We start from the raw sequence: 11,575 nt of genomic DNA on the forward strand, positions 1-11,575 counted from the left end.
CTCAACGGAGCCGGCGCCGAGGTACCGACCAGGTGGTTCGCCTCGATGGCACCGGCGTCGGCCAGAATCAACGCCCGCTGAATCATGTTGTCCAACTCGCGCACGTTGCCCGGCCAGGTGTAGCCGAGCAGCGCGCCCACGGCCGCATCGGCCAGCACCGGCGCCGGGGTCGGCCGGCGCCAGTGACGCGCCAGCAGCCGCCGGGCCAGCGGCAGGATGTCGGCCGGCCGCTCGCGCAGGGGCGGCAGGTGCAGCGGGAACACCGCCAGGCGGTAGTAAAGATCCTCGCGAAACCGCCCGGCTGCGACTTCGGCCGCCAGATCCCGGTTGCTGGTGGCCAACACGCGCACGTCGAGGTCGATCGGTTGACGCCCGCCCAGGCGCTCCACCTCGCGCTCCTGCAACACGCGCAGCAGTTTGGCCTGCAGGCCGAGCGCCATCTCGGAAATCTCGTCCAGCAGCAGGGTTCCGCCGTGGGCCTGCTCGAACTTGCCGGCGTGCGCGCTGCTGGCGCCGGTGAAGGCACCCTTCTCGTAACCGAACAGCGTCGCCTCGAGCATGTTTTCCGGAATGGCGGCGCAATTGATGGCCACGAATGGCCCGTCGCGCCGCGGCGACTGGTCGTGGATATAGCGCGCCATCACCTCCTTGCCGGTACCCGACTCGCCGGTCAGCAGCACGCTGACCTCGCTGTCCGCCACCCGCGCCGCCAGCGACAGCAGCTCACGCGACCGCGGGTCGTCGGCCACCGGGGCGTCGGCGGCGTCGGCGCCCGGTGGCAGCAACTGGCCGACCATCCCGACCAGTGCCGCCGGCTCGAACGGTTTCGCCAGGTACTCAACGGCACCGTCGCGCACCGCCTGCACGGCGTGTCGGATGGTGCCGAAGGCGGTCATCAACACCACCGGCAAGTCCGGCCGGCGCCGGCGCAGGGCCTGCAGCAGCGCGTCACCGTCCATCGGCTGCATCTGTACGTCGCTGACGACCAATGCCGGGCGTTCGCGTTCCAGCATGGCCAGCGCCGCCTGCCCGTCGGCGGCGGCCAGGCTGCGGTAGCCGGCCAGATCCAGCGTGTCGCACAAGGCCTCGCGCAGGGCCGGATCGTCCTCCACCACCATCACCGCGGCATGGCTCATGGCTCAATCCTCCAGCGTCAGGGCAGCGACGCGACGCGGGCGGCGGCACGGCAGGGTCACCTCGAAACGACAGCCGGCCGTCGACTCGGCCAGCACCAGGTGGCCGTGGTGGCGCTCGATGATGCCCCGGGCCACCGCCAGTCCCAGGCCGGTGCCGCCCGGCCGCCCGGACACGAACGGCTCGAACACGCGTGCCCGCAAGGCCGGCTCCACACCGGGGCCGTCGTCACTCACGGCCAGCCACAGTTCGCCGTCGTGCACGTCACACACGACAGCGACCTCGGTCGCCCCCGCCTCGAAGGCGTTCAGACACAGATTGGCCAGCGCCCCGGCCAGGTTCTCGACACTGCCGGTCAGACGCGCCGGCGGTGGCGCCGGCGGCAACCGCAGTCGCGCCCCGTCCGGGCAGCGCGGCTGCACGGTTGCGCAGACCGCATGCAGCAGGTCGGCGACGGTGAAACGTCCGGTGCCCGGATTGGCGCCATGCGCGAATGCCAGCATGTCTGCCACCAGACGCTCGAGCTGACGCAGGCGCTCGACCAGCCGGCCCGCGAACCGCGTCTGATCGCCCGGTTCCAGGCTGGCGTCACGCAGATGGCAGGCGTAGACCAGGGCGGTGGCCAGCGGCGTGCGCACCTGATGCGCCAAACCGGCTGTCATTTCTCCCAGCGCGGCAAGCGGCCGCTGAACCGCCAGCTGCTGCTGCAGTGCCTCCAGGCGCCGTTCGAGCTGGCGGTACGACTGGTCGAGCGCCCCCGACAGGTGCTCGAACGCGTCGACGTCGGGGTCGACGGTGTGTTTGTGAGAAAGCGTGGCCGGCATGATCCAGGTCCTGATCGCTGCGCCCCGCGACGGCGGGGCCGGTGTCGATCAGGCCTTTAGCAAGCACCGTACCAGTTTATTTTTTCATTATTATTCTTACAGTTATTGATGGGATATCCACCAACCGTCAAGCATCCGACACCGATCCGGCCCGTTGCAGGCCGTATTTGCGCATCTTCTCGACCAGCGTCGTGCGACGCATGTTCAGCAGTTCGGCGGCGTGGGCGACGACTTCGTTGGCCTCGGTGAGCGCCTGCTGGATGTAGGTCCGCTCCAGGTCCTCAAGGTGGTCCTTGAGATTGATGCCGGCGAGCGGCAACCGGCTGGAGCCGGCCTGCATCGGCGCACCGACGCCGACGCCCGGCAGCGGCAGGTCGCCGGTTTCGTCGCACGGCGCCGCAACGCCAGCCGACTGACGCAGCCGTGACGGCAGATCCGCAGCGCTCACGGGCCGTTCGCCGTGCAGGATGGCCATGCGCTCGATGAGGTTGGCCAGCTCGCGCACATTGCCGGGCCACGGATACTCGGACAACACGGCCATGGCATCGCGATTCAGGCGCACCCGAATGCCCTTCTCCCGCGCGATGCGCGCGCCCAGTTCGTCGACCAGCGCCGGAATGTCCTCGCAGCGCTGGCGCAGTGGCGGCAACTCGATCGGGAACACATTCAGGCGGTAGTAGAGATCCTCGCGGAACCGGCCCTCTCGGATGCCCGCTTCCAGGTCTCGATGCGTGGCGGCGATGATGCGCACATCGGCGTTGATGCTGCGGTTGCTGCCGACGCGCTCGAACACGCGCTCCTGCAACACACGCAGCAGCTTGACCTGCATCGGCAGGCTCATGTCGCCAATTTCGTCCAGGAACAGGGTGCCGCCCTCGGCCGCCTCGAAACGCCCCTGACGGGCGCTGATGGCACCGGTGAATGCGCCCTTCTCGTGCCCGAACAGCTCACTTTCCAGCAAGTCGGCGGGAATCGCGCCACAGTTGACCGGCACAAAGGGGCGGTTGGAGCGCGCAGACTGGAAATGGATGTTGCGGGCAACCACTTCCTTGCCCGTGCCGGACTCGCCGAGCACGAGCACATTGGAGTCGGTGCGGGCCACGCGCTCGATCAGGTAATTGACACGCTCCATGGCGTGCCCGTGGCCAACCAGTCGGTACACGAGGCTGGCGTTGTGGCGACTGCCCGCCCGCTCGCGCACGAAACGCGCCCGGTCGAGCGCGGCGCTCAGGCTGTCGTATTGCAGCGGCAGCGTCACCGTGCCGATGAGTGCCCGACCGAGCGCGGTCTGCCAGTCCGCACCGGCCTTCTCGCCGTCCGGCACCGCCAGCACGGCCACCGTGCGCGGCCAACGGGCACGACAGCGCGCGAGCAGCGCCATGGCCTCCTCGCGCGAACCGGTCTGAAACAGCATCAGCGCCAATGGCGGCGCGTCGTCGGGCCACTCGTCCAACTCACCGTCGGTGACGGTGTGGTAGCCAAGAAAATGCAACAGATCAACCGGCGCGGGACAGACGTCCGCCGGCGGCGGCGCCAGAACCAGACAATCGCGGACCATGCCTCGGGTTTCCCTGTTAACCCTGCCCGAGTGCGTCATGATGACGTCACCCGGCGCGCCCACGCATCACGCAAACGCGCCAAAAACGTCCGCAATAGTGCAAACACGCACAGCACGTGTCAAGAAATCGGCGACCCGCGGAACCGCACGTACCGGCACACGTGCCGGTTTTTCGGCAGTGGCCGGAACGCGGGTCACTGTCCTGCTGTCAGCCAGCGCCGCCCGGGCGCCTGGCCTGCGCCACCGCGCGCCGGTGGCAGCGGAACACGAACCGCTCCAGCGCCTCACTGACCGCCGGCTCGAGCCCCTGGAACTCGGCCACCACCGCGCCGTCATCCAGCACATGCAGCACCGCCGGCAGCTCGAGCGGCTTGGGCAGGTGCGGCAGCAGGTAAAGCGCCACCCATCCCGAACCGGCGGCCGGCGGCGGTTCGGCCCGCCACATGACTGCACGCGCGCTCAGTTGCACCGGCACGGGCGCCGGCAGCGCCTGCTCGCGCGCCACCAGGCGGCCGAGCAGTTCCAGGGCGAGGTCGAGCTTCTGATCCAGGCGCTGCACGTGCGCAGCCAGCTGGGGGGAATCGTCGACCGGGGGCAGTTCGTCGAGGCCACCGAGCAACCCCAGCAGCGCCGACGCGCGACGATTGGCGTCAATCGCCTCCAGCTCACCTGGCAACTGCGTGCGTGGTTGCCAGATCACCGTCAGGCGATCGACATGTGTGAGCGCACCCGCGAACACAGCGTCGGCCTGCCACGTCATGCTTTTTCTCCCGTCACGGCACCAGCCCTCCGCCCGGCGTCCACCAGCGCGGATGAATGGTACGGCAGGCGAAAGCGCTCAGCCGAGGGCGGCGTTCGCAGCGTACACGTCCTGCATGCGCGTGCCACCGCGCAGTTCGCGCAGGGCGCTGGCGGCCTGACGGCGCGCGGCCGAGGCGCGCTCGGCCAGTTGCCGGTCCGCCGCGAGAATGTGCCGCAGGTCCTGCACCACCTGCGACCGCAAACGCCAGGCATCGCCGCCGAGCGCAGCCTGAAGGCACGCGTGTCGGCGGGCGGCGAGTGCCGCCACCTCGTCCCAGGCATCGGCATCGGCCGCCGCCAACATGGCCGCGGTCAATGCCAGTGCCGACTGCAGCGCGGTGTCGTTCACGCGCCGGCGCGCGCCGCTGACGGGCGGTCCGGCCCGATGGCGTGCCAGGCCTCGGCCACGGTGCCGAGCAGGCGACCCGCCTCGTCCAGCAAGGCCAGGTCCTGACGGCGATTGGCCTCCAGCAGGCGGCGCTGTATGTAGTCGTACAAGCCGTCCAGATGGTCGACGAACTGCGGCGCGACATCCCGGTTCAGGCTGCCGGCCAGCTCGGCGACGATGGCCATGGCGGCAGAGATCAGCTCGCCCTGGCGGGCCAGCTCACCGCGCTGCATGTGGCCCTTGGCCTGGTTGATGCGTTCGATGGCACCGTCGAACAACATCGCAGTGAGACGGTGCGGGGAGGCCTCGCTGACGCTGGACTGCACCTGCACGGCGGCGTACTGCTTCAGGGCGGCGCTGGACGGGGACATAAATCGGATCTCCGGGGTTAGATAACCTGTCACTGGTTACTTATCGGCCGATGCCGCGCCGGGTAAAGTGGCCAGCTGCTGGGTGAGGAAATTTCCGGTCGCCGTCAGCTGGCTGATCAGACCATCGAGCGCGTAGAACTGCGCCAGGTAGCGGTCCTCGAGCGAAGCCAGACGCCGGTCGAGCGCGTTGCGCTGGTCGCTGATGTCGCGCAGGCGCCGGTCGATGCCGTCGGTCCGCGCCTTGATCAGGCCGTCACTGCCGGCCAGATACCCATCCACCACACCGCTCAGGCGCTTCACCAGCGCCCCGTCGCCCTGCAGCACACCGGCCAGGGCGCTCCGGTCCGCGGCGAGCACGGCGTCGAACGTGGCGCTGTCGAGGGTCATGTTGCCGTTGGCGTCGAACCTGAGGCCAAGATCGCCGGCCGCCGTGAGCGCGCCGCCGGCACCCGGCACCGGATCCACCAGCTGGCGCCGCAACTGACCTTCCAGGTTGCGCAGCGCCGGGTCGCCGATCAGCACCCCGCCCTTGCCGGTGGCGGCGTTGTAGCCACCCTGCTCCCGGATGACCGCGCGCAAGCCGTTGTAGGCATCCACCATGGCCTGCACCTTGGCCCGCACCGAGCCGGTGTTGGCACTGACGGTGAGCGTGGCCGACTCGGTGGTGACCGCCTTCAGGTTCAGCGTCACGCCGGCCAGGGCACCGGTGACGGTGTTGCTGTCACTGGCGTAGGTGAAACCGTCCACCTTGACCACCGCGTCGGCCGGTGGCTGCTTTTCGGTCAGGCCGTTGGCCAACCCGCCGGTTTCGTACTGCAGCGCCGCCAGGCCGCCGTCACCGCCCGTCTGCGTCAGGCTGATGGTGTTGGCGGCGCCGGTCTTGCCGGAGGTGAGCACCAGGTAGGTGCCGGCCGGTTCCGTGGCGCCAGTGCTGGTGACCAGGGTGGCGGTGACCCCCAGTGGCTTGCCGTCGGCATCACGGGCGGCGTTGATGGCGTCGCGGATGCCGGCCAGGGTGTTGTTGCCGTCGTCGATGGTGACGCTGGCGCTCTTGCCGCCGAGGGCCAGCGTCAGCGTGCCGGTTCCGACCACGGCGTCGGCGTCGGCAAAGGCGTCGGAGGCGAGTTTCTGCGCCCTGGCCAGGCTGCTGACCTCGACCGCGTAGGTACCGGGCGCGGCGGTGTCGCCGGCGCTGGCGGTCAAGCGCGTGTCGTCGCTGACGGTCGCCTTGTTGGCGGTCAGCAGCGTCGGCGAAGCGAGCCCGTCAAGGGCCGAACTGAGCTTGTCCAGCGCACCGCGCAGCAGCCCGAACCCGGACAGCTGCGCCTGCAGCGTGGCCTCCTTGCCGGCCAGGCGCGTCAATACCGGTGTGCGCTCGGCGTCGATCAGCTTCGACACCAGCCCGGCGACGTCGAGGCCGGACCCGATACCCGCGGAACTCAAGCCTGCCATGTCGTCCTCCTCAGGCCCGCTCGCGCAGCAGCGGACCGCTGATCGATTGCAGGAACGCGTTCAGGTCGAGCGTGCTTTGGTTCGGGACCTGCCGAATCAGCCGCCCGGTCGGCTTCTCCACCACGCGCACCACGGTCTGACCGGTTGCCTCATCCACCCTGAAACGCAGTTCGCGCTGCACGTTCTGGACGTGGTCCTGCAGTCGCGCCACGGCCTGATCGTGCGCCGCGTGGGCGCTGCGTGCCGGGCCGACGGGTCCGTCGTCGCGCGATGACGGTGCCTCGACCGTTGTCCGTGCCGCGGTGACGGCCGACAGGCGGGCACCTGGAGCGAAGCGAATGTCCATTGGGTCATCCTCCGTCCATGAAGGCGGGTCGGCACAGGCCTACCCGGCCGGTCTCGATCGTCCTGTGAACACGCAACGCGGACACGCGAAACGGCGGGCCGAAGACATGCCTCGACCCGCCGCCCGCACGTTGCAAGCGCGTTGTGCGCCCACCCGCTTACCGCAGCAGCGAGAGCACGTTCTGCGACTGCTGGTTGGCCTGCGCCAGCATGGCCGTGCCCGCCTGCTGCAGGATCTGCGCCCGCGACAGGTTGGCCGTCTCGGCCGCGAAGTCGGCATCCTGGATGCGCGAGCGGGCGGCCGACACGTTCTCCGCCGTGGCCTGGTTGCTGGCCACCACCGAGCTGAAGCGGTTCTGCACCGCACCCAGAGAGGCACGCAGGTCGTCGACGAAGGCCAGGGCGCCGTCGACCACGGCCAGCGCGTTGCTGGCACCCACCTGGGTGCCGATGTTCAGCGCGCCCACCGAGGACAGGCTGCTGCCCACGGTGCCGGCGGTCAGCAGTTCCGTACCGGAGCTGCTGCTCAGGCTGAAGGCGGTGGACGAGTTGAACTCGAGCTTGCCGCCCACGACCAGGCTGTCCGTGCCGGCCGGCGTACCGCCCGTCGGGCCGGTCAGGGTCTGACCCTCGACCGCCAGCGTCTCGCCGGCATCGCCGGAGTGGACGAAGTTCTCGATCTTGATGTCGTAACCGTCGGCGCTCTTCAGCGTGAACGACGCCTTATTGCTCGCCAATTCGGCGGTCAGGCCGGTTTCGGCCGTCTTGGCGTTGATGGCGTCGGCCAGGGCGCTGAGATCGGAGGTGCTGCCGACGGTGGCGGAGATCGCCACGGCCGACGAGTTGGAACCGTACAGGTTGAAGCTGACGGTACCGGCGGCGCTCAGCGAACCCACGGATGCCGAATTGGTGGCGGTGGCCGTGACGCCGGTGGTCACACTCTGCGCATTGACCAGATCGGCGACCGCCTTGGCGGTCTCGCCACCGCTCAGGGCAACAGCGGCACTGCCGGTCGAACCGGACACGGTCAGCGTCTGCGCGTCCAGGCCGTTGTTGGCGGTGGCATCGGCCGCGGCAGCCAGGGCGTTGCCGATGTGGCCCTGGCTGGCCACCTGGTGCGAGCCGATGTCGGTGGCCTTGGCGCTGCCGATACCGAAGCTGATGGTCTGCCCCGAGTAGGCACCGACCTGGAACACGCCGTTGGCGAACGAGCCGTCGAGCACGTTCTTGCCATTGAACTGGGTCTGCGTGGCAATCCGGCTGATTTCCTGCTGCAACTGGGCCACTTCCTTCTGCAGGGAAGCGCGGTCGGCGGCGCTGTTGGTGTCGTTGGCCGACTGCACCGCCAGCTCACGCATGCGCTGCAGGGCGTTGGTCACCTCGCCGAGCGCACCTTCCGCCACCTGGGCGATGGAGATGCCGTCGTTGGCGTTGCGCGTCGCCTGATTGAGGCCGCGGATCTGCGCGGTCATGCGATCGGCGATCGACAGGCCTGCGGCATCGTCCTTGGCGCTGTTGATGCGAAGGCCCGACGACAGGCGCTGCAGGGACGTGGCCAGTTCACCCTGGCTGCGGTTCAGATTGCGCTGGGTGTTGAGCGCGCTGATGTTGCTGTTGACGACTTGCGGCATGGGAATGCTCCACCGTTGAGTTGTGTTACCTGGGCCGTTTTCCCGACTGGGTTAGGGCCTGACTCCAGGAACCCGCTGACGGGCTCCGCTTCCGGGCTGTGTATCGGCCCTGGCGTGGTGAAGCTTGAGTGTCGAATTGAGTTTTTTTACAGCCACCCCGCCACCGCCGTGCCGGCCGCCGAGGAGGTGGCTTTTCTGACAGGACAGGGCGTGCGCGCCACGCCCCGGAGCACCGGTCGTCGGCCCCGCGTCAGGCGGCGCCCGAACGCCCGCCTGCGCGGGCGATGCGCGGGCAGCGCGTCAGTCGCTGCGCGGCAGGGTGCGCTCCCAGGCCAGCGCGGTTCGCACGATCAGGTCCAGGTCGTCGTGGCGCGGCTGCCAGCCGAGCACCTGGCGAATGCGCGCGCTGTCCGCCACCAGCGTGGCGGGATCGCCGGCGCGCCGCGGCGCGTCGCGCACCGCCAACGGCCGCCCCAGCACACGCTCGACCGCCGCCAGCACCTCGCGCACGCTGTAGCCGTGGCCGTAGCCACAGTTGAGCGTCAGCGACGCGCCGCCGGCCACCAGGTGATCCAGCGCCAGCACGTGGGCGCTGGCCAGGTCGTCGACGTGGATGTAGTCGCGCACGCAGGTGCCATCCGGCGTCGGGTAGTCGGTACCGAACACCTGCAGCTGCTCGCGTTTGCCGCAGGCCAGCTCACAGGCCACCTTGATCAGGTGCGTGGCGGTTGGCGTGGCCTGTCCCAGGCGCCCGTCCGGCGCCGCGCCGGCGACATTGAAATAACGCAGCGAAACGAAGCGCAGGGCGCCGGTGGCGGCCAGGTCGTTGATCATCCGCTCGCTCATCAGCTTCGAGGCGCCGTAGGGGTTGATGGGCGCCGTGACGGCGTCCTCGTTGATGGGGACGCGCGTGGGATTGCCGTACACCGCCGCGGTGGACGAGAACACCAGCTGCGACACGCCGTGATGCTGCATGGCGCGCAGCAGCCCCAACGTGTTGCAGGTGTTGTTGGCGAAGTACTTGAGCGGGTCGGCCACCGACTCCGGCACCACGATGTGTGCCGCGAAGTGCAGGACCGCTTCGAACCGGCCCTGTTCGAAGGCTGCGTCCAGACGCGCCGTGTCGGCCAGGTCGGCCTCGATCAGCGGCACGCCCAGCGTCGCCCACCCGAACCCGGTACCCAGGTTGTCGTACACCGTTACCTGGTGTCCCGCGGCAGCCAGTTGTCGCACCACGTGGCTGCCGATGTAACCGGCGCCGCCGGTGACCAATAAGCGCATGACTTGTCCCTACTGCTGTGGACCGGGCGGGCGCCGGATGGTAGCAAGCGTCCTCAGCGGCCCGCTGAAACCTGCTGCAACTCCAATCGCAAGAGCAACCGCCGTGCCGACGGCGCCGCCTCGTCGAGGCGGGCGATGCAGGCACTCAAGGCACGCCCCTGGTCCAACCAGCGTGCCACCGTAAAGTTATCGCTCCGTGGCAGGTAACCGAGCTTGTCGCGGCGGTAGTACACCGCCACGGCGCGCGAATCGTGGCGGTTCCAGGGCTCGCGCTTTAGCTCCACCACCGCACCGGGGTGCAAAAAAGGCCACACGCCGGTGGCACGGTGGTGCCGGAAACCGGCCAGCGGCAACTCCAGCGGCGGAATCAGTTCCGGGCGCTGGCGCAGGCGGCGCGCCAGCCAGTTCAACACCGATGACAACATGCGCGGACCCTCCGAATGCGAAATGTCGAGGGCAGGCTAACCGCCGACAGTCTCATTTCGTGAGCCACTTGAGCCCGGGCACGAATTTTTCGCGACTCGGCGACCTGTCACACCGAGCGGACGTGGCCGACAATGGCGCACCGACCGCCAACGACCGCCACCCGCCATGTCCCGCTCGCTCATCACCCGGCACCCGCACCAGGCACTGGCGCTCCTGATACTGATCTGGGGCGTCGGTTACCCGATCATGAAGGTCGGCCTCGCCTACTGCCCACCGCTGCTGTTCGCCGGCCTGCGCGCCATTGGCGGCGGCCTGCTGCTGGCCATGCTGGCACTGCGCCGCGGCGAGGCACCGGACCTGGCCGGCACCTGGCCGGCGCTGACGCTGAGCGCGCTGTTCAACGTGCTGCTGTTCTTCGGCCTGTCGACGCTGTCGGTCAAGCTGCTGCCGGCCGGCATCGCCTCGGTGGTGCTGTACCTGCAGCCGATCTTCATCGCCGGCCTGGCACATGTGTGGCTGGGCGAGCGGCTGACACGCACCAAGTTGGCCGGCCTGCTGCTGGGCTTCGGTGGCGTGGCGGCCATCATGGTGCACGGCATCGACGGTGTGCTGTCGCCCCTCGGGCTGGCCTACGGCGTCGGCTCCGCGGCCGCCTGGGCCATCGGCACCGTGGCCTTCAAGCGCGCCGCACCGCGCTCGATCCTGTGGTTCATCTCGCTGCCGTTCGTCATCGGCGGCAGCCTGATCGTGCTCGGCGGACTGCTGCTGGGCGAACGCTGGGCGGACATCGCCTGGACGCCCACGTTTGTCCTGGTGCTCGGCTACGGCGCGGCAGTGGGTCTGTCGCTGTCCTGGACGTTGTGGCTGGCATTGGTCGCCGCCGGCGAGGCATCGCGGATGGCCGGCAACACCTTTCTCGTTCCACTGGTGTCGGTGGTTGCCGGCACGCTGTTCCTGGGGGAGCCACTCACCATCATGCTGGCCGCCGGCGGCGCGGCGGTGATCGGCGGTGTATATCTGGTCAACCGCCTGCCGGCCACGCCGTGACCGGCCCGTCGGGGCGACTGGCATGAAGCGTGCCTTCCCGTCCTGTGCCAAGGTAGGAACCGGGAGACACAAAAAATGGCCGACGCCGCCGCCCGCTATCACACGCCGGGGCTCGGGTCCGGACCCCTCACATCACTAAAACGGCACACGATGCGCATCGACTGGAACCGCTACGACCCGGCCGACCACTTCGACGAACTGATCGCCGTCCCGGGCCGGCCACGGCCGGCAGCCGGCGGCCTCACCCAGTACCTGCGGGCCCTGTCGGATGTGGACCTGGCCGACCGCAAGGCGGCGGCGGAACTGGCCATCGTCGA

12 protein-coding genes and 1 pseudogene are annotated in these 11,575 nt (G+C 69.2%); 2 read left to right on the forward strand and 11 right to left on the reverse strand.

The window, feature by feature from the left end; all coding sequences use genetic code 11:
- From ABYX71_RS07030 to ABYX71_RS07080, 11 genes are all read right to left on the reverse strand, one after another.
- The coding region (locus tag ABYX71_RS07030; protein ID WP_372695800.1) for a sigma-54-dependent transcriptional regulator at positions 1–1,136 on the reverse strand (1,136 nt) is incomplete at its 3' end.
- Positions 1,137–1,139: 3 nt separating this feature from the next.
- Positions 1,140–1,958 (reverse strand): sensor histidine kinase, encoded by an 819-nt coding sequence (locus ABYX71_RS07035; RefSeq protein WP_372695801.1) that lies wholly within the window; start codon positions 1,956–1,958, stop codon positions 1,140–1,142.
- Between the two features lie 127 nt (positions 1,959–2,085).
- Positions 2,086–3,516, reverse strand: coding sequence for a sigma-54 interaction domain-containing protein (locus ABYX71_RS07040; protein ID WP_372695802.1), 1,431 nt, complete (start codon positions 3,514–3,516; stop codon positions 2,086–2,088).
- A 208-nt stretch (positions 3,517–3,724) separates the two neighbouring features.
- On the reverse strand, positions 3,725–4,276 hold the full coding sequence (locus ABYX71_RS07045) for a PilZ domain-containing protein (protein ID WP_372695803.1): 552 nt from the start codon (positions 4,274–4,276) through the stop codon (positions 3,725–3,727).
- A 78-nt stretch (positions 4,277–4,354) separates the two neighbouring features.
- Positions 4,355–4,666 (reverse strand): flagellar protein FliT, encoded by a 312-nt coding sequence (gene fliT, locus ABYX71_RS07050; protein WP_372695804.1) that lies wholly within the window; start codon positions 4,664–4,666, stop codon positions 4,355–4,357.
- Positions 4,663–5,076 carry a flagellar export chaperone FliS gene (gene fliS, locus ABYX71_RS07055; RefSeq protein WP_372695805.1) on the reverse strand — a complete coding sequence of 138 codons (414 nt, stop codon included), beginning with the start codon at positions 5,074–5,076 and terminating at the stop codon, positions 4,663–4,665. The genes fliT and fliS overlap by 4 nt, the downstream gene beginning before the upstream one ends.
- A 36-nt stretch (positions 5,077–5,112) precedes the next feature.
- A complete protein-coding gene (gene fliD / locus ABYX71_RS07060) occupies positions 5,113–6,528 on the reverse strand; it encodes a flagellar filament capping protein FliD (RefSeq protein WP_372695806.1) in 1,416 nt (471 codons plus the stop codon).
- 10 nt (positions 6,529–6,538) lie between these two features.
- Positions 6,539–6,874 carry a flagellar protein FlaG gene (locus tag ABYX71_RS07065; protein WP_372695807.1) on the reverse strand — a complete coding sequence of 112 codons (336 nt, stop codon included), beginning with the start codon at positions 6,872–6,874 and terminating at the stop codon, positions 6,539–6,541.
- 157 nt (positions 6,875–7,031) lie between these two features.
- The gene (locus ABYX71_RS07070; protein WP_372695808.1) at positions 7,032–8,504 is read right to left on the reverse strand and encodes a flagellin; all 1,473 of its coding nucleotides are present in this window, start codon (positions 8,502–8,504) and stop codon (positions 7,032–7,034) included.
- 300 nt (positions 8,505–8,804) lie between these two features.
- Positions 8,805–9,785 (reverse strand): UDP-glucose 4-epimerase GalE, encoded by a 981-nt coding sequence (galE, locus tag ABYX71_RS07075; protein WP_372695809.1) that lies wholly within the window; start codon positions 9,783–9,785, stop codon positions 8,805–8,807.
- Between the two features lie 53 nt (positions 9,786–9,838).
- Positions 9,839–10,210, reverse strand: coding sequence for an HIRAN domain-containing protein (locus ABYX71_RS07080; RefSeq protein WP_372695810.1), 372 nt, complete (start codon positions 10,208–10,210; stop codon positions 9,839–9,841).
- 166 nt (positions 10,211–10,376) lie between these two features.
- On the opposite strand from ABYX71_RS07080, the gene ABYX71_RS07085 reads away from it, so the two are divergent.
- Positions 10,377–11,258: a DMT family transporter gene (locus ABYX71_RS07085; protein ID WP_372695811.1), complete on the forward strand. Its 882-nt coding sequence runs from the start codon at positions 10,377–10,379 to the stop codon at positions 11,256–11,258.
- Between the two features lie 75 nt (positions 11,259–11,333).
- Positions 11,334–11,575: pseudogene (locus tag ABYX71_RS07090) on the forward strand (hypothetical protein); the annotation flags it as partial.

This window comes from Immundisolibacter sp., assembly GCF_041625615.1.
Taxonomy (GTDB): domain Bacteria; phylum Pseudomonadota; class Gammaproteobacteria; order Immundisolibacterales; family Immundisolibacteraceae; genus Immundisolibacter.